The sequence below is a fragment of the Acidovorax sp. NN32 genome (assembly GCF_057597245.1).
Genome location: NZ_CP199679.1, coordinates 2,337,865 through 2,356,832, shown reverse-complemented (window position 1 = coordinate 2,356,832; position 18,968 = coordinate 2,337,865). Strand labels below are relative to the sequence as shown.

Here is an 18,968-nt window from a genome sequence, read left to right as displayed (position 1 = left end):
AGAGACCATGGGGTGGCCGCCGAGGCTTGCACGCTGAGCCCGTTGTACCAGACCCCCACCGCACAATGCATCGTCACATGGTTACCAAAAGTGCAGTGCCCGATACCCGAGGGAAGCTCCACGGCACCGCGAAACTGAAATAATCACGCCCCATGTCTCTCCTGCCCCACCAGCTCGAACTGCTCTCGCCCGCGCGCGACGCAGACATCGGCATCGAAGCCATCAACCACGGCGCCGATGCCGTCTACATCGGCGGCCCAGCCTTTGGCGCGCGGGCCAGTGCGGGCAACGACATCCGCGACATCGAACGCCTGGTGAAGCATGCGCACCGCTTCAACAGCCGCATCTTCATCACGCTCAACACCATCCTGCGCGACGACGAGCTGGAGGCTGCTCGCAAAATGGCGTGGCAGGTGTACGAGGCCGGTGCCGACGCCCTCATCATCCAGGACATGGGCCTGCTCGAAATCGACCTGCCCCCCATCCAGCTGCACGCCAGCACACAGACCGACATCCGCACGCCCGAGAAAGCACGCTTTCTGCAGGACGCAGGCCTCTCGCAGATCGTTCTGGCGCGTGAGCTCACGGTGCAGCAGATCGCGGCCGTGCACAAGGCGCTGGGGCCAGTGGACGCCCCCGGCCGGGCCAACATCGAGTTCTTCATCCACGGCGCACTGTGTGTGGCCTACAGCGGCCAGTGCAACATCAGCCATGCGCAGACAGGCCGCAGCGCCAACCGGGGCGACTGCAGCCAGGCCTGCCGCCTGCCCTACCAGGTGACGGACGCGCAGGGCCGCTTCATCGCGCACGACAAGCATGTGCTCTCCATGAAGGACAACAACCAGAGCGACAACCTGCGCGCCCTCATCGACGCCGGCGTGCGCAGCTTCAAGATCGAAGGGCGCTATAAGGACATGGGCTATGTGAAGAACATCACCGCCCACTACCGCACGCTGCTCGACGAAATCATCGAAGAGCGCGAGGCCCAGGGCCGGCCGCTCTCCCGCTCGTCCAGCGGGCGCACCACCTTCACCTTCACGCCCGACCCGCTGCAGAACTTCAACCGCGAGTTCACCGACTACTTCGTGACGGGCCGCAAGGAAGACATCGGCGCATTCGACACCCCCAAGAACCCCGGCCAGGCCATCGGCTGGGTAACCAAGCTGGGCCCAGACTTTGTGGAGCTGGAACTGAGCGACCCCGCCACCGTGCTGCACAACGGCGACGGCCTGTGCTACTACGACCTGCACAAGGAGCTGGTGGGCATGGCCATCAACGTGGCCGAGCCCGTGTCGGCCCGCAGCGTCGGCCAGTGGCGGGTGTACCCCAAAGACCCGATGGAAGGATTCAAGGACCTGCGCAAGGGCACCGAGGTCAACCGCAACCGCGACATGGACTGGGTGCGCACGCTGGAGAAAAAATCTAGCGACCGCCGCATCGGCCTGTGGGCGCAACTGAGCGAAACGCCCACGGGTTTCAGCCTGCTGCTGACCGACGAGGACGGCAATGTGGGCTGCGCCGACGTGCTGCAACCCCACCAGAGTGCTACCGACGCCACCAAGGCCGAGGCCAGCCTGCGCGAGCAATTGGGCCGCTTTGGCGCCACGGTGTTTGCGGTGCATGACATTGCGCTGCAGCTCTCGCAGCCGTGGTTTGTGCCCGCCTCGGTGCTCAATGCCCTGCGCCGCGATGCCGTGGCCGACCTGGAAGCCAGCCGCGCCCGCAACTTCGCCCGCCTGCCACGCGCCACGCCCGTGGAACCCCCTGCGCTCTACCCTGAAGACACGCTCTCCTTTCTGGGCAACGTGTTCAACCACAAGGCCCACGACTTCTACGTGCGCCACGGCGTGAAGGTGATCGCCGCGGCCTACGAGGCGCACGAAGAGGAAGGCGAAGTCAGCCTCATGATCACCAAGCACTGCGTGCGCTTTTCGATGAGCCTGTGCCCCAAGCAGGCCAAGGGCGTGACGGGCGTGCAGGGCACCATCAAAGCCGAACCCTTGATGTTGATCAACGGCAAGGAGAAGCTGACCTTGCGCTTTGACTGCAAGCCCTGTGAAATGCACGTGGTGGGCAAGATCAAGCGCCAGGTGCTGAACCAGGCCAACGAGATCCCACTGACCTTCTACAAAGCCCGGCCGCACAAAGCACATTGATGCACCTGCATGTGGCGGCTCAACAGCAATGCCCCATGCACACTGCCCCGTTTTCATGCCCGCCCTGCGGGCCAGCACCATGACGGCCACGCTGCTGGTGTGGCTGCAGTTCGCAGTCTGCGCGGGGCTGATTGGCGCGGCGGGCTACCAGCTGTCGCGCTACGGTGATGCCATTGCCCAGCGCACAGGCTTGTCGGGCAGCTGGATCGGCCTCACGCTGGTGGCCAGCGTGACTTCGCTTCCAGAGCTGGCCACCGGCATCACCAGCGTCACCATCGCAAACACCCCCAACCTGGCTGTGGGCAACGCACTGGGCAGCTGCGTGCTCAACCTGGTGTTTCTGGTGGTGATCGACCTGCTGTACCGGCCAGCACCGGTATGGACCCGGGCCGCCCACGGCCACGTGCTGGCAGGCGCTTTTGGCGTGGTGCTGCTGGGCTTTTTGCTGCTGGGGCTGCTGATGGGCCAACTGGGGGCTACTGCCAGTGCTTCCACCGGCGCTGGCACTGCCTCCCAGCGCAGCGTGGGCCTGCTCACTCCCGTGATCCTGCTGCTGTATCTGGTGGCGATGCGCACCGTCTTTGCGTATGAACGGAGCCACCCCGCTGCGCCACCGGCCGACACAGTGCCGCCCACCAACAACGCAGCACCTACGCTGCCCAGCCTTCGACAAGCGGCCACCCGCTTTGCGATGGCGGCTGCCATCGTGGTGGGGGCCGGCATGTGGCTGCCCTTTGTGGCGGTCAACCTGGCCACCACCATGGGCTGGAACCGCAGCTTTGTGGGCAGCCTGTTTGTGGCCCTGGTCACAACCCTGCCCGAGCTGGCGGTCACGTTGTCCGCCCTGCGGCTGGGTGCGCTCGACATGGCCATTGGCAACCTGCTGGGCAGCAACCTGTTCAACGTGGCTATCGTGGGCATAGATGATCTGTTCTACCGCCCCGGCGATCTGCTGGCCCATGTGTCGCCCGTGCATGCCATCACCGCCGCATCGGCCGTAGTCATGACCGGGCTGGCGGTGGTGGGCCTGTTCTTTCGCCCGCGCAGCCGTGTGCTGCGCGCAGTGGGCATGGTCAGCATCGGCATGGCGGCGGTGTACCTGGTCAACACCTACGTGGTCTTTCTGCATGGAAACTGATGCCGTGAAACACCCCCATCCTCATCTGCGCGATGCCATAGACGTGGCACGCGAGCACGCCGTTGACCCTGACGCAGGCCTGCACCCCGACGAAGCCCTGCGCCGCAGCGCCACCCACGGCGCCAATGAGCTGGCGGCGGGGCAAGACCGCCCCTGGTGGCATCTGCTGGCTGACCAGTTCAAGGACTTCATGGTGCTGGTGCTGCTGGGCGCCGCCGTCATCTCGGGCCTGGTGGGGGAGGTCACCGACACGCTGGTCATCCTGGTGATCGTGGTGCTCAATGCCGTCATCGGCTTTGTTCAGGCCTGGCGCGCCGACCAGGCCATGGCGGCGCTGCGCCAGCTGGCCGCCGCCCACGCCACCGTGCTGCGCAGCGGCGCGGTGCAGGTGGTGCCCGCCACGGCGCTGGTGCCGGGCGACATCGTGCTGCTGGAGGCGGGCAACCAGATTCCGGCCGACCTGCGGCTCATCGAGATTGCGCAGCTGCAGGTGGATGAATCGGCCCTCACGGGCGAGTCCGTCACCGTCGCCAAGCAGACGCAGGCCCTGGCCGCCGAGGACGTGGGCGCGCTGGGCGACCGCACCAACATGGCCTTCAAGGGCACCACGGCCACGCATGGCCGGGCACGCGGCCTGGTGGTGGCCACCGGCATGCACACCGAGCTGGGCAAGGTGGCCACGCTGCTCGACACCGGCGACCGCAGCACGCCGCTGCAACTGCGCCTGGCGGCCTTTGGCAAGCGCTTGGCGATCGCGGTGCTGGGCATCTGCGCGGTGATCTTTGTGGTCGGCGTGCTGCGCGGCGAGGCGCCGCTGCTCATGGCCCTCACCGCCATCAGTCTGGCCGTGGCCGCCATCCCCGAGGCACTGCCTGCGGTGGTCACCGTGCTCCTGGCCCTGGGCGCACGCCGCATGGTGGCCGTGCATGCGCTGGTGCGGCGCCTGCCGTCGGTCGAAACCCTGGGCTCGGTCACCACCATCTGCTCGGACAAGACCGGCACCCTCACGCAAAACCGCATGCATGCCGAGCTGCTGCTGGCCCACGGCGTGCGCTGGGTGCCCGGTGACCCCCTGCCCGGCCCCGCCCATGCCGAGGCCCTGCGCGCCGCAGCGCTGTGCAACGACGCCACGCTCCAGGCGCAGAACGAAGAGGGCCAGTTCGGCACCCGCTGGCAGGGCGACCCCACCGAAACCGCGCTGGTGCTGGCCGCCCATGCGGGCGGACAGGACAAGGCCCAGCTGGATGTGAGCAGCCCCCGCGTGCAAGAGCAGCCCTTTGACTCTGAACGCAAGCGCATGACCACCTTCCACCGCGCTGCCGATGGTTTTGTGGCCTACACCAAGGGCGCGCCGGAATCAGTCTTGCCCCGCTGCACCGCCCACTGGACGCCCGAAGGCGCTGCCGCACTGGACACGGCCCAGGTCCTCGCCACCGCCCAGCAACTCGCCGCCCAGGGCCTGCGTGTGCTGGCCCTGGCCCGCCGCAGCCACACCCGCCTGCCCGACACCAACGACATCGACGCGGTAGAAAACCAGCTGGAGCTGCTGGGCCTGATCGCCCTCATCGACCCACCCCGTGCCGAGGCGAAGGCCGCAGTGCGCGACTGCATCAGCGCAGGCATCACGCCCGTGATGATCACCGGCGACCACCCCGCCACCGCACGTGCCATTGCTCACCGCTTGGGTATCGTCACCAGCACCGACGCGCCCGTGCTCACCGGCGCCGACCTGGCCACATTGGACGATGCCGCACTGCGCGCCCGCGTGGAACAGGTGCAGGTCTACGCCCGCGTGGACCCGGCGCAGAAGATCCGCATCGTCGAAGCGCTGCAGGCCCAGGGCCACTTCGTGGCTATGACAGGCGACGGCGTGAACGACGCCCCGGCCCTCAAACGCGCCGATATCGGCATTGCGATGGGCCAGGGCGGTACCGACGTGGCGCGCGAGGCATCGAGCCTGGTGCTGCTGGACGACAACTTCGCCACCATCGTCGCGGCGGTGCGCGAAGGCCGCCGCATCTACGACAACATCCGCAAGTTTGTGCGCTACGCGATGACGGGCAACTCGGGCGAGATCTGGACCATCTTCCTCGCGCCGCTGTTGCTGCTGCCCATTCCGCTGCTGCCCATCCACATCCTGTGGGTCAACCTGGTGACCGACGGCCTGCCCGGCCTGGCACTGGCGGCCGAGCCAGCCGAGCGCGGCATCATGCAGCGCCCGCCCCGCGCACCGCGCGAGAGCCTGTTTGCACACGGCATGTGGCAGCACATATTGGGCGTGGGCCTGCTCATTGGCGGGCTGTGCCTGGCGGTGCAGGCCTGGGCCCTGCACACCGGCCACGCGCATTGGCAGACCATGGTGTTCACCGTGCTCACGCTGGCGCAGATGGCGCACGTGATCGCCATCCGCTCCGAATCCGAACCCATCTGGCGCCTAGGCCTGCTGAGCAACCGCCCGCTGCTGGGCGCCGTGCTGCTCACCTTTGCGCTGCAGATGGCCACGATTTATGTGCCCTGGCTCAACCCCATATTCCGCACGGAGCCGCTGAGTATTGGCGAGTTGGCGCTGTGCATTGGCGCCGCACTGGTGGTGCTGGTGGTCGTGGAAATCGAGAAGGCCTGGCGGCGCAGCCAGCAGGAGCGGCGCACCGCGCCAGAGCCCATCGACAGCGCCATGGACGAGCCTGCTGCGTGAGGTTGCCCAACCCGCACAAGAACGTCATAAGCACATAGCCAACGATTCGGTGACGCCAGCGGCCAGCGGTGCCAGAATGGCCCGCGCCATCGGCGCACCGAGCTCCGCCCAGCCACGGGTGGAGACCGGTGGTGCCACTCCCTTCCCTTCAACGAAAGAGACAAGCTTCATGAAAATCGAAACCCTGGCCGTCCACGCCGGCTACAGCCCCGACCCCACCACCAAGGCCGTGGCCGTGCCCATCTACCAGACGGTGGCCTACGCGTTTGACAGCGCCCAGCACGGCGCGGACCTGTTCGACCTGAAGGTGCCGGGCAACATCTACACCCGCATCATGAACCCCACCACCGACGTGCTCGAAAAGCGCGTCGCAGCGCTCGAAGGCGGCATTGCCGCGCTGGCCGTGGCCTCGGGCATGGCAGCCATCACCTATGCCATCCAGACCATTGCCGAGGCGGGCGACAACATCGTCTCGGCCAGCACGCTCTACGGCGGCACCTACAACCTGTTTGCCCACACGCTGCCGCAGCAGGGCATCACCACGCGCTTTGCCGACCCGCGTGACCCGGCCAGCTTTGCGCAGCACATCGATGCGCGCACCAAGGCGATCTTCATCGAGTCCATCGGCAACCCGCTGGGCAATGTGACCGATATCGCCGCGCTGGCCAAGGTGGCGCACGACCACGGCGTGCCGCTGATCGTGGACAACACGGTGCCCAGCCCCTACCTGCTGCGCCCCATCGAGCATGGCGCCGACATCGTGGTGCACTCGCTCACCAAGTACCTGGGCGGCCACGGCAACAGCGTGGGCGGCGCGATTGTGGACAGCGGCAAGTTCCCGTGGGCCGAGCACAAGGCCCGCTTCCCGCGCCTGAACGAGCCCGATGTGAGCTACCACGGCGTGGTCTACACCGAGGCCCTGGGCCCGGCTGCCTTTATCGGCCGGGCGCGCGTGGTGCCGCTGCGCAATACCGGCGCGGCGCTGGCGCCGCTCAATGCCTTCCTGATCCTGCAAGGCATCGAAACCCTGGCGCTGCGCATGGACCGCATCTGCGACAACACGCTGGCCATTGCCAAGTATCTGCAAAGCCATCCCAAGGTGGAATGGGTGCGCTACGCCGGTCTGCCCGACCACCCGGACCACGCGCTGGTGCAGCGCCAGTCAGGCGGCAAGGCCTCGGGCATCCTGAGCTTTGGCGTGAAGAACAGCGACGCCGACCCACGTGCGGCCGGTGCACGTTTTCTGGATGCGCTGCAACTCTTCACACGCCTGGTCAACATCGGCGATGCGAAGTCCCTCGCCACGCACCCCGCATCGACCACCCACCGCCAGCTCAACCCCGAGGAGCTGGCCAAGGCCGGCGTGAGCGAGGGCATGGTGCGCTTGTCGGTGGGCATCGAGCACATCAACGACCTGCAGGCCGACCTGGCCCAGGCGCTCGACAAGGTGTGAACTGCGAGTGGCCATGCGCTGAAGGCGCGTGGCCACTCGAATTTCAAGTGTTTTTAGCCTCCAGCGCTTGACCGGCAAGCGCTAATAACTATTGTTTCAATAGCAAATCAACCCACAGTGGCACCGCTTGGCGCCCTGATTCACCGGCCCACGCTGACCAGTGGTGCAGCGCCGCCGCCCATCAGCACCGTGTTGCCCTGCTTGCTGGCAATGGCCAGGGCGGTGTCGCGCTGGATCTCGGCCAGCCGGATTTCCTTGAGCGCGGGCGTGAGCGATGCGCTGATGATCTGGTTGGCCCGCGCTTCGCCTTCGGCCTGCACGATCAGGCGCTCTGCCTCGGCCTTGGCCAGGTCGATCTCCTTGCGCTTTTTCTCGATCGCCTGGTCCGTCTCGGCGCGCTGGCGGATGGCGGATTCGATGGCCTTGTCCGTCAGCATGTTGCGAACATTCACGGCGGTGACAGTGAAGGCGCCTTTGTCCGTGGCGTCCAGCTCGGCCTGCAAGGTGGTGCGCACGCTTTCTGCCAGCTCGGCGCGCTTGGTGTGCATGGTGGTCGCATCCATCTGGGCAATGGCCTTGTAGATGGCTTCACGGGCTTCGCGCTGCACGCGGCTGTAGGCCACCAGCAGGTCCGCCGTGCCGTCTTTGACCACTTGTCTGTGCTGCACCACATCGCCCTGGTATTTGACGAACAGCGTAGGGATGGAGGCCGGCGTGGTCTTGAAATAGATGTCGATGTCCACGTCCTGCATGGTCAGGTTGTCGCGGCTCTTGGGGGTGAGGTTCTCCAGCGAAAAGCTCACCTCTTTAGCCGTGAATTCATCCACCGTCTTGAACAGCGTGAAGTAAAGCCCCGGCGGCAAGGCCTCCTGCCCCACCTTGCCCAGCGTGCGCTCCACACCCACATTGCCGGTATCGATCTGGCTGCACGCGCCCAGCGCAACGCTCAGGCACAACAGGGACAAGGTTCGCAAAGCGGTCATGAGAGTCTCACGGGTCAAAAGGGGTTGGTAGGCACGGCGCGCCGTGGCTGCGCCGGCAGGGCGAGCGAGCGCGATTGTAGGAGAGCCCTACCCCACCAAAAACGTGTGGTTCGCCGCTGTCTACAGCAGCCTTCGGGACGGCAGAGCCCAGTATCAACCCAGGTCGCGCGCCAGCCGAATGCCCGTGAACTGCCAGCGCGCGGTGGCCGGGAAGAAGTTGCGGTAGGTCAGCCGCTCATGCCCCGGTGGCGTAGCGCAGGACGAGCCCCGCAGCACGTACTGATTCACCATGAACTTGCCGTTGTATTCGCCCACGGCACCTGCCGCCACCTGAAAGCCGGGATACGGGGCGTAGCTCGACTGTGTCCATTGCCAGGCGACGCCAAAAAGCTGCGCCACGGGGTCGGCATCCTTCGCGGCCGCGTGCTCCCATTCGGCCTCGGTGGGCAGGCGGGCTCCCGCCCAGCGCGCGTAGGCATCAGCCTCGTAGTACGACAGATGCACCACCGGTTGGTCGCCCTCCAGCGGCTGCAGGCCAGCCAACGTGAAGCAGTACCACTCGCCTTCCACGCGGTGCCAATACAGCGGGTGATTCAGACCCTGTGCTGCCCGCCAATCCCAACCTTCCGCCAGCCAGAGCATGGGGTTCTGGTAGCCCCCGCCCTCCACAAAGGCCGCAAATTCAGCCTGGGTAACAAGGCGCGAGGCCAGTGCGTAAGGGTGCAGGTACGTGCGATGGCGTGGGCCTTCGTTGTCAAACGCAAAGCCTTCGCCTTTATGGCCGATTTCGATGAGCCCTCCATCGAAAGAATGCCACGTCAAAGTTGCAGCCGCGGGCGGTGGCACCACATCGCAAGCCGCCGCATAGACAGGGAACAGCGGGTTGCACGACAGCAGGTGCTGTATGTCGGTGAGCATCAACTCCTGGTGCTGCTGCTCGTGCTGCAAGCCCAGTTCGATCAATGCGCACAAAGCGGCATCGTGCGCCACGGTCGACAACAGGCGCGCCATGCGGGCATCCACATCGGCCCGGTAGGCCAGCACTTCATGGAGCGCGGGGCGCGTCAGCAGCCCCCTCTGCGGGCGCGGGTGCTTGGCCCCCACACCGTTGTAGTAAGAGTTGAAAAGCACCCGGAACGCGGGCGCAAACGGCGCAAACCCGGGTTCGTGCGCTTCGAGAACGAAGGTTTCAAAAAACCAGCTGGTGTGCGCCAGGTGCCATTTGGTGGGGCTGGCGTCCGGCATGGACTGCGCGCTGCAGTCCTCGGGCGACAGGGGCGCCGCCAGTGCCACCGAGCGGCCGCGCACGGCGGTGTAGCGGGACTGCAGTGTGTTGGATGTCATGGTCATTGCAGCCACTGATCAGGGACGCGCGTGCACCACGGCAAACCAGCCGCGCTCGTCCGTCCACGCCTGGGCCTGTGCAAAACCAGCGCGGGCCAGCATGTCGGTGAACACGGGCAAGGGGTACTTGTAGCTGTTCTCGGTGTGAATGCGCTCGCCCTGCTCAAACCTGCGGCCACCGCCGGGCCAGCACACCTCGGTATCGGATGCCGCCTCCAGGTGCATTTCAATGCGCGACGCCTCGGGGTTAAAGAACGCACGGTGCTGCCACTGCCCCACATCAAAGTCGCTGCCGATCAGGCGGTTCACGTGGCGCAGCACGTTGCGGTTGAACTCGGCCGTCACGCCCGCCGCATCGTCGTAGGCCGCCTCCAGCACGGCCACGTCCTTGGGCAGATCGATGCCGATGAGCAGGCCGCCATCGTCATCCACAAGTTCACGCATGTGGCCCAGCAGTTCCAGGGCGTGCGGGGGATCGAAGTTGCCGATGGAAGATCCCGGGTAGAACACCAGCCGGCCGGTGCGGGGAATGTCGTCCGGCAGTGCCACCCCCAGGGTCATGTCGCCCGCCAGTGCGCGGGCATCCAGTGCGGGGAAGTCGTCGCGCAGCCCCTGCACCGCCTGTTCCAGAAAATCCGCTGAAATGTCCACACCCACAAAACACGCCGGCTGCACCAGGCGGCACAGGGTGCGGGCCTTCTGGCAGTTGCCTGCTCCCAGTTCGATGAGGGTACGCCCCGGTCCCACCGTGCCTGCAATGCTGTCCGCATGCGTCTGCATCAGTGCCATCTCGGTGCGCGTGGGGTAGTACTCCGGCAGGCGCGTGATGGCCTCAAACAGCTGCGAGCCGTGTTGGTCGTAAAAATACTTGGGGGAGATGCGTGCGGGCCGCTGGGTCAGCCCGTGCGTAATGTCGGAGTAGCGAGGCAGGAGCATGGGTCAGTGAGACGTTGGGTGCGGCAGCGCCGCCGGGTGGTCAAAAAGCAGAGGCACCTGGGGCGCACGCACGGCGGCACGCCCCACACGCTCCCTTCACGCCATTGTGCGTCGCCTCGCCTGCAGCTGTGTGTAGGCCATTTCCGCACCCCCTAAAAAAAAGGGCTGGCGCAGGCGCCAGCCCTTTTAACCTTGGAGAACTCTTGCTGCCAGGAATGCAGGGCCAGCCTTGACCGCAGACTCCCTCGTGTGGTGTTGCACGCTATCCGGCACTTAAAACCGCGTCTTTTCGGCCAGGGCTGCGTTGCAAATCCTCGCGATACCTACTGGTATCGCTGTGGTTTGCGCCTTGCCCTGACCAAAAATCCATCGGTTCTAAATGTGCCGTCAAGCCTGCAACACCACACTAGAAGCGCCAGCCCAGACCCACGCCCACCAGAACGGGGTCCACCTTGAAGGTGCCCAGCTTGGCACCGCCTGCGCTCACGTCGGTCTTGATGTAGACCTTCTTCACGTCGAAATTCAGGTACAGGTTCTTGGACAGCGGAATGTCCACACCGGCTTGCAAGGCGGGGCCAAAGCTGTTGCGGTCAATGTCCACACCAGCGGGCAGGTGCACGCCGGAGAAGCGCGTGTAGTTCAGGCCCGCACCCACGTAGGGCTTAAAGCCGGCTACGTCAAAGTGGTATTGCACAGTGAGCGTGGGAGGCAGGTGCTTGAGCGTGCCGATGGCAGCGCCGCCCGCACGCAGGGTGTGTTTCTGGGGGACGGTGAGGATCAGCTCGGCGGCGATGTTCTTATTGAAGAAGTAGGTGATGTCTACTTCAGGGATGGTCTTGTCGTTGACCGTCAGGCCCAGCGGTGTGCTGTCCTTGTTGGCGCTGTCAAGGTTGACAACGCGCGCGCGGACCATCCAGGGGCCTTCTGCTTGTTGCGCCAGCGCAGCGCCAGAAGACAGAACACACAGAGCGGCTACAGCCAGCAGAGTTTTTTTCATGGTGATTTCGCATCGGTTGGACGGGGACGACCCCCGTGCATGTATTGAACCGCTGCATCCACCCGCCGACCTTGCCCTATCTCAAGACCTCCGTACTAACCCTTAGACCTAGATCAAGGCATACCCATTCTCACGCTGTGGACTTGCCGCGCAGGCGCTGCACCAGCGTGACACCGGCCAGCACCAGCCCCCCGGCCACGATGCCCACCACCGCGTTGAGCAGATTCTCCACCACCACCTTCCACAACCCGCCCGTCGGCCATTGGCCTGCTGCGGCAGCTACGCCCTCTACAGCATGGTGCAGCACCGGAACGCCATGCACCAGGATGCCACCGCCCACCAGAAACATCGCCGCCGTGCCAGCAATGGACAGGCCCTTCATGAGCCAGGGAGCAGCGCGCAGGATGCCTGCCCCCACGGCACGGGCCGCGCTGCTGGCCTTGTTGTTGAGCCACAGGCCCAGGTCATCGAGCTTGACGATGCCCGCTACCAGGCCATACACACCGATGGTCATGATGATGGCGATGCCCGACAGCACGGCCACCTGCTGGGTAAACGGTGCATTGGCCACGGTGCCCAGCGTGATCGCGATGATTTCAGCCGACAGGATGAAGTCGGTGCGCACCGCGCCCTTGATCTTGTCCTTTTCAAAGGCTACCAGGTCCACCGCCGGGTTCGCATTGGCCTTGGCATGGCTTTCGTGCTCGGCCTCATCCTGGTGCTGGGCATGCAGCAGCTTGTGCGCCACTTTTTCAAAGCCCTCAAAACACAAAAAAGCGCCCCCCACCATCAACAAAGGCGTGACCGCCCAGGGCGCAAACGCGCTGATCAGCAGCGCGGCAGGCACCAGGATGACCTTGTTGATCATGGAGCCCTTGGCCACGGCCCACACCACAGGGATTTCGCGCTCGGCCCGCACCCCGGTGACCTGCTGGGCATTGAGTGCCAGGTCATCCCCCAGCACACCGGCCGTCTTCTGGGCGGCCACCTTTGTCATGACCGACACGTCATCGGCCATGGCAGCGCTCTTCTTGGCCGCCACCTTGGTCATGAGGGCCACGTCGTCGAGGATGGTGGCGATATCGTCCAACAGGGCAAGCAGGCTGCCAGTGGCCATGGGGAATCCTTGAAATAAGTCAGTACAAAATCGGCGGGCATGCCGCCATGCGTGCGCCGGACTATAGCAACGCCCAGGCCAACGGCGCCGCGCGGCACAGACCCCTCGATCTGGGCGGCCCTTGCACGACCTGTTTCCCACTGGTGGGCCGCCCCTTGCTCAGCACAGCGATGGATGGCGCGAATGCCGCCCCGCACAAAGCGCATACTCGCGCCCTCACCCATCACCTCTGGGGTCCTGGAGCATGTGCTCTTATTCGGGCTTCATGCCCAAGCCATGCCCGGCTACCTCACCAAACACGAAGACATCGCCATCACTGGCGCAGCCGACCTGATCATTCGATCATTGCTCGACAGGCAACAGTTCTCTGATCCACTGGGAGCCGCCGAGGCGCTTGGCATATCGTCGGCCGCGTGGCCCCTGTTCGGCCTGCTTTGGCCATCGGGGGCACAGTTGGCACAACGCATGGCCAGCCGCCCTTTGCTGACCGGCGAGCGCGTGCTGGAGATTGGCTGTGGCCTGGGCCTGGCAAGCCTGGTGTGCCACCGGCGCGGCATGGATGTGACCGCCAGCGACTGCCACCCGCTGGCACCAACGTTTCTGCTGGAGAACCTGCGGCTCAACGGCCTGCCGCCCCTCAAATACCGCACGGGCCAGTGGGGCGCGGACGCCGCCGCGGGAACAGGCGCGGTACAAGGTCAGTTCGACCTCATCATGGGCAGCGATGTGCTGTATGAACGCGACGCCCGCGCCTCGCTGGCCAGTTTTCTGGACCGCCACGCCGGCCAGGGCGCGCAGATCTGGATCGTGGACCCGAACCGGGGCAACCGCTCTACCTTCCACAAGCAGATGGCAGTGCACCGGTTTGAAGTGGTGGAAGAGCGCCTGGACCACCCGGCCCTGGAAGACCGCCCGGCCTACAAGGGCCGCCTGCTGATCTACCAACGCAAGATGGGATGAGCCCCTGAGCCGCCGGGAGCACCTCCCCCGAGGGGGGCTAGGCCCTCGTTACGGAGCAGCCCTTGGCTTGCCGCCTTTCACCCGCGCCGCCCACCTTTCTCAATGGTTGGCTCCACGAAAAAAGGCCGACCCCATGAGGGACCGGCCTTTTGGCAACAACCGCCGCAGCGGTGCAGATGATCAGCGCCGGATCAGCCTACCCACTTGCGCGCGTTGCGCCAAATGCGCATCCAGCTGCTGTACTGCGCCTTGTCTTCACTCGTCCAGCTCATCTGCACGTTGCGGAACACGCGCTCGGGGTGCGGCATCATGGCCGTGAAGCGGCCGTCGGCCGTGGTCACCGCCGTCAGGCCGCCTGCGCTGCCGTTGGGGTTGAAGGGGTACTGCTCCGTCGCGCGCCCGTGGTTGTCCACGTAGCGCATGGCGGCAATGGCCTTGTCGGCGTTGCCCCGGTACTTGAAGTTGGCATAACCCTCGCCATGCGCCACAGCAATCGGCAGTCGGCTGCCGGCCATGCCTTGCAGGAACAAGCTGGGTGATTCGAGCACTTCCACCAGCGACAGGCGGGCTTCGAAACGCTCGCTCTGGTTGGTGGTGAAGCGTGGCCAGTCCTGCGCGCCGGGGATGATGTCGGCCAGCTCGGCAAACATCTGGCAGCCGTTGCAAACACCCAGGCCAAACGTATCGGTGCGGCCAAAGAAGCCCTGGAACTGCGCGGCCAGCACGGGGTTGAAGGTGATGGACCGCGCCCAGCCGATGCCCGCGCCCAAGGTGTCGCCGTAGCTGAAGCCGCCGCAGGCCACCACGCCCTTGAAGTCTTCGAGCTTGACGCGGCCAGTCTGCAGGTCGGTCATGTGCACGTCATAGGCCTCAAAGCCTGCTTCCGTGAACGTGTAGGCCATCTCGATGTGCGAGTTCACACCCTGCTCGCGCAGGATGGCGACCTTGGGTTTGGCGAGGTTCAGGTATGGCGCCGCCACGTTGTCAGTGGCGTCGAACGTGAGGTGCACGTGCATGCCGGGGTCGGTGGGCTCGCCCGCTGCGGCGTGTTCGGCATCGGCATTGGCGGGGTTGTCGCGCTGCTGGCAAATCTTCCAGCTCACAGCGTCCCACACCTGGTGCAGGTCGGCCAGCGGCGCACTGAATACGGCCTTGGCATCGCGCCAGACCTGCAATTCGCCCTTGCCTGCGTCGATCTCGGACGATGCAGGACGCGTTTTGCCGACGAAGTGGCTGAACTTGGACAGGCCATGCTCGCGCAGGGTCTGCATCACGTCGTTGCGCTCGGCCGTGCGCACCTGCAGCAACACACCCAGTTCCTCGTTGAACAGGGCTTTCAGCGTGAGCTCTTCGCGGCGAGCCCCCACCTGGCCTGCCCAGTTCTTGGCATCGCCCGTGTCCATGCGGCTGTCGCTGATGCCGTCGCCTTCAGTGACCAGCAAATCCACGTTCAGCGCCACGCCCACATGGCCCGCAAAGGCCATTTCGGCGGCAGCCGCCAGCAGGCCGCCGTCGCTGCGGTCGTGGTACGCCAGGATCTGGCCCTTGGCGCGCAGTGCGTTCACGGCGTTGACGAGGTTGACCAGGTCTTTCGGGTCGTCCACATCGGGTACCACATCGCCGCTTTGCTCCAGCGTCTGGCCCAGGATGCTGCCGCCCATGCGGCTCTGGCCCTTGCCCAGGTCGATCAGCACCAGGGTGGTGTCGGCCTCGGTGGCGTTGAGCTGGGGCGTGAGCGTGCCACGCACGTCGGACAGCGAAGCGAATGCGCTCACGATCAGGCTGACGGGCGAGGTAACTTTCTTCTTCTCAGAACCTTCGCTCCACTGCGTGCGCATGGACAGGCTGTCCTTGCCCACGGGGATGCTGATGCCCAGCGCAGGGCACAGCTCCATGCCCACGGCCTTCACGGTTTCGTACAGCGCGGCGTCTTCGCCGGGCTCGCCACACGCGGCCATCCAGTTGGCCGACAGCTTCACGCGCGGCAGCTCGATGGGGGCGGCCAGCAGGTTGGTGATGGCCTCGGCCACGGCCATGCGGCCTGAAGCCGGCGCGTTGATGGCGGCCAGCGGCGTGCGCTCGCCCATGCTCATGGCCTCGCCCGCAAAGCCCTTGTAGTCGGCCAGGGTCACGGCGCAATCGGCCACGGGCACCTGCCAGGGGCCGACCATCTGGTCGCGGTGGCTCAGGCCACCCACGGTGCGGTCGCCAATGGTGATGAGGAAGCGCTTGGAGGCTACCGTGGGGTGGGCCAGCACGTCGATCACGGCTTTTTGCAGCGGCACGCCGGTCAGGGCCATGGGTGCGAATTCGCGCACCACCGTCTTCACATCGCGGTGCATCTTTGGCGGCTTGCCCAGCAGCACGTTCATGGGCATGTCCACGGGCAGCTTCTGATCGTCGGCCGTAGCAGCAGGGTCGTGCAGCACCAGCTGGCGCTCTTCGGTGGCCGTGCCGATCACGGCAAACGGGCAGCGCTCGCGCTCGCAGAAGGCCTTGAACTGTTCCAGCGACTCGGGCGCGATGGCTAGCACGTAGCGCTCTTGCGATTCGTTGCTCCAGATTTCCTTGGGCGCCATGCCCGACTCTTCGAGCTGCACGGCACGCAGGTCAAAGCGCGCGCCCCGGCCTGCGTCATTGGTCAGTTCGGGGAAGGCGTTGGACAAGCCACCCGCACCCACGTCGTGGATGGCGAGGATCGGGTTGGCCGCGCCCTGCGCCCAGCAGTGGTTGATGACCTCTTGCGCGCGGCGCTCGATCTCGGGGTTGCCGCGCTGCACCGAGTCAAAGTCCAGCTCGGCCGCGTTGGTGCCCGTGGCCATGGAGCTGGCGGCGCTGCCGCCCATACCGATGCGCATGCCGGGGCCGCCCAGCTGGATCAGCAGCGAACCGGCGGGAAACTCAATCTTCTTCGTCAGCTCGGCATCGATCACGCCCACACCGCCCGCAATCATGATGGGCTTGTGGTAGCCGCGCTGCACGCCGCCGACTTCTTGCTCGTATTCGCGGAAGTAGCCGTTCAGGTTGGGGCGACCAAACTCGTTGTTGAACGCGGCGCCGCCCAGGGGCCCTTCGACCATGATCTGCAGCGGGCTGGCAATGTGCTCGGGCTTGCCCACAGTGCTGCCCCAGAGCTTGGACACCGTGAAGCCCGTGAGGCCCGCCTTGGGCTTGGAGCCCCGGCCGGTGGCGCCCTCGTCGCGGATCTCGCCGCCCGCGCCGGTGGAGGCGCCAGGGAAGGGCGAGATGGCCGTGGGGTGGTTGTGGGTTTCCACCTTCATCAGCACATGCTGGGTTACGCTACTCTTTTGATAGCTATTAGCGCTTGATGGATGCGCGGTAGCAGCCATTTTTGCCACAAATCGCTCGACCTGATGGCCTTCCATCACCGAGGCGTTGTCCGAATACGCGATCACTGTGTGCTGCGGCGCCAGCTGGTGGGTGTTGCGGATCATGCCGAACAGGCTCTTGTCCTGGGCCACACCGTCGATGGTGAACTGGGCGTTGAAGATCTTGTGGCGGCAGTGTTCGCTGTTGGCCTGCGCGAACATCATCAGTTCCACGTCGGTGGGGTTGCGCGCGAGACCCGTGAACGCGGTCACGAGGTAGTCGATTTCGTCATCGGCCAGGGCCAGGCCGAAGCGGGTGTTGGCGGCCACCAGGGCAGCGCGACCACCGGCCAGCACGTCCACATGCTCCATGGGCGCGGGCTGCAGTTCGGTGAACAGGGCGGCGGCGGCGCTGCGGTCGGCCACCACCGATTCGGTCATGCGGTCGTGCAGCAAGGCGGCCACCTGGCCCAGCTGCTCGGCCGTCAGCTCAGGGGTTTTGCCCAGCAGACCGGATTTGAGGCTGATGCGGTATTCAGTGATGCGCTCGACCCGGCGGATGGCGATGCCGCAGTTGCGGGCGATGTCGGTGGCCTTGGAGGCCCAGGGCGACAGCGTGCCCAGGCGGGGTGTGACGATGAGCACGGCGCCGTCTTCGGGGCCCGCATAAGGGTCGCCGTAGGTCAACAGCGCGGCCAAACGTTCTTGCTCAGTGGGTGTAGGGGCCGCGTCGGTAGCGACCAGGTGCACAAAACGCGCTGCAATGCCGCTGATCTTGGGGTGGATCGCCTCCAGGGCGGGTTGAAGTTGCTGGGCGCGGAAGGAGCTGAGGGCGTTGCCGCCCGCCAGCGTGGTCATGTGCAAGGTCACGGTAGCGGCCTGTTGGGGGGTGTCAGGGGTAGAGGGTGGCTCCGGGCGCCAGCGTGCAGCCAGGACCGGAGCCCGCTATTTTACCGGGCATGGCCGCACCGCCTGCGTGGCGCGGGGGCCAATGGGATAATCCGGGGATGAGCATCACCATCAAAAGCGCTGAGGACATCGAGGGCATGCGCCTGGCCTGCCGTCTGGCCTCCGAAGTACTGGACTACATCGCCCCCCACATCAAGCCCGGCATCACCACCAAAGAGATCGACCGCCTGGGCGCCGAATGCATGGCCCAGCAGGGCACCATCTCGGCCACCGTGGGCTACCAGCCACCGGGTTATCCCCCCTACCCGGCCTCGCTGTGCACCTCGGTCAACCATGTGGTGTGCCACGGCATCCCCAACGACAAGCCTTTGAAGAAGGGTGACATCGTCAATGTGGACGTGACTGTGATCACCAAGGACGGCTGGTATGGCGACAACAGCCGCATGTACCTGATCGGCGAATGCTCGATCGCCGCCAAGCGGCTGTCGGCCATCACGTTTGATGCCATGTGGCACGGCATCGTGCAGGTCAAGCCCGGCGCGCATCTGGGCGACATCGGCCACGCCATCCAGAAGTTTGCCGAAGGCCAGGGCTTTTCCATCGTGCGCGAGTTCTGCGGCCATGGCATTGGCAAAAAATTCCACGAAGAGCCTCAGGTGCTGCACTACGGCCGCCCCGGCACGCTCGAAGAACTGGTGCCCGGCATGGTGTTCACCATCGAGCCCATGATCAACGCTGGCCGCCGCGAGGTAAAAGACTTTGGTAACGACGGTTGGACCATCGTGACCAAGGACCACAGCCTGTCAGCCCAGTGGGAGCACACGGTGCTGGTTACCGAAACAGGCTATGAAGTCATGACGCTGTCGGCAGGCTCGCCGCCGCTCCCGGCGTTTGTGACCGCGACCAAGACCTGACCCGCTCGCCGGCCCCTGCCAGCCGGCTCGCACAACT

General features: G+C 65.5%; 12 protein-coding genes. 6 read left to right on the top strand and 6 right to left on the bottom strand.

All coding sequences use genetic code 11. From position 1 onward, the window contains the following. The first annotated feature begins 152 nt into the window (after nt 1-152). From ACT89O_RS11100 to ACT89O_RS11085, 4 genes are all read left to right on the top strand, one after another. Nucleotides 153-2,156 carry a peptidase U32 family protein gene (locus tag ACT89O_RS11100; RefSeq protein ID WP_487262657.1) on the top strand — a complete coding sequence of 668 codons (2,004 nt, stop codon included), beginning with the start codon at nt 153-155 and terminating at the stop codon, nt 2,154-2,156. Between the two features lie 55 nt (nt 2,157-2,211). Next, nucleotides 2,212-3,294, top strand: coding sequence for a sodium:calcium antiporter (locus ACT89O_RS11095; protein WP_487262656.1), 1,083 nt, complete (start codon nt 2,212-2,214; stop codon nt 3,292-3,294). Further along, nucleotides 3,284-5,989 carry a cation-translocating P-type ATPase gene (locus ACT89O_RS11090; protein ID WP_487262655.1) on the top strand — a complete coding sequence of 902 codons (2,706 nt, stop codon included), beginning with the start codon at nt 3,284-3,286 and terminating at the stop codon, nt 5,987-5,989. The genes ACT89O_RS11095 and ACT89O_RS11090 overlap by 11 nt, the downstream gene beginning before the upstream one ends. A 169-nt stretch (nt 5,990-6,158) precedes the next feature. Continuing rightward, nucleotides 6,159-7,442 (top strand): O-acetylhomoserine aminocarboxypropyltransferase/cysteine synthase family protein, encoded by a 1,284-nt coding sequence (locus ACT89O_RS11085; protein ID WP_121419818.1) that lies wholly within the window; start codon nt 6,159-6,161, stop codon nt 7,440-7,442. 140 nt (nt 7,443-7,582) lie between these two features. Here the strand turns inward: ACT89O_RS11085 and ACT89O_RS11080 are convergent, their stop codons facing one another. The 5 genes from ACT89O_RS11080 to ACT89O_RS11060 all read right to left on the bottom strand — a co-directional run bounded on the left by ACT89O_RS11080 (nt 7,583) and on the right by ACT89O_RS11060 (nt 12,819). Beyond that, nucleotides 7,583-8,425, bottom strand: a complete 843-nt coding sequence (locus ACT89O_RS11080) for an SPFH domain-containing protein (RefSeq protein ID WP_055393814.1) — start codon at nt 8,423-8,425, stop codon at nt 7,583-7,585. A 153-nt stretch (nt 8,426-8,578) separates the two neighbouring features. After that, nucleotides 8,579-9,769 carry an ergothioneine biosynthesis protein EgtB gene (egtB, locus tag ACT89O_RS11075; protein WP_487262654.1) on the bottom strand — a complete coding sequence of 397 codons (1,191 nt, stop codon included), beginning with the start codon at nt 9,767-9,769 and terminating at the stop codon, nt 8,579-8,581. 18 nt (nt 9,770-9,787) lie between these two features. After that, a complete protein-coding gene (gene egtD, locus ACT89O_RS11070; protein WP_121506709.1) occupies nt 9,788-10,705 on the bottom strand; it encodes an L-histidine N(alpha)-methyltransferase in 918 nt (305 codons plus the stop codon). A 406-nt stretch (nt 10,706-11,111) separates the two neighbouring features. Further along, a complete protein-coding gene (locus ACT89O_RS11065) occupies nt 11,112-11,702 on the bottom strand; it encodes an OmpW/AlkL family protein (protein WP_055393808.1) in 591 nt (196 codons plus the stop codon). A gap of 130 nt (nt 11,703-11,832) precedes the next feature. Beyond that, nucleotides 11,833-12,819: a DUF808 domain-containing protein gene (locus ACT89O_RS11060; protein ID WP_436130034.1), complete on the bottom strand. Its 987-nt coding sequence runs from the start codon at nt 12,817-12,819 to the stop codon at nt 11,833-11,835. Between the two features lie 276 nt (nt 12,820-13,095). Here ACT89O_RS11060 and ACT89O_RS11055 point away from each other — a divergent pair, with 276 nt between their 5' ends. Further along, nucleotides 13,096-13,779, top strand: coding sequence for a class I SAM-dependent methyltransferase (locus tag ACT89O_RS11055; protein ID WP_121419814.1), 684 nt, complete (start codon nt 13,096-13,098; stop codon nt 13,777-13,779). A 191-nt stretch (nt 13,780-13,970) separates the two neighbouring features. Here the strand turns inward: ACT89O_RS11055 and purL are convergent, their stop codons facing one another. Then, nucleotides 13,971-17,978, bottom strand: a complete 4,008-nt coding sequence (gene purL, locus ACT89O_RS11050) for a phosphoribosylformylglycinamidine synthase (RefSeq protein WP_487262653.1) — start codon at nt 17,976-17,978, stop codon at nt 13,971-13,973. 137 nt (nt 17,979-18,115) lie between these two features. On the opposite strand from purL, the gene map reads away from it, so the two are divergent. Beyond that, nucleotides 18,116-18,931 carry a type I methionyl aminopeptidase gene (gene map, locus ACT89O_RS11045; protein WP_055393799.1) on the top strand — a complete coding sequence of 272 codons (816 nt, stop codon included), beginning with the start codon at nt 18,116-18,118 and terminating at the stop codon, nt 18,929-18,931. The last annotated feature ends 37 nt before the right edge of the window (nt 18,932-18,968 follow it).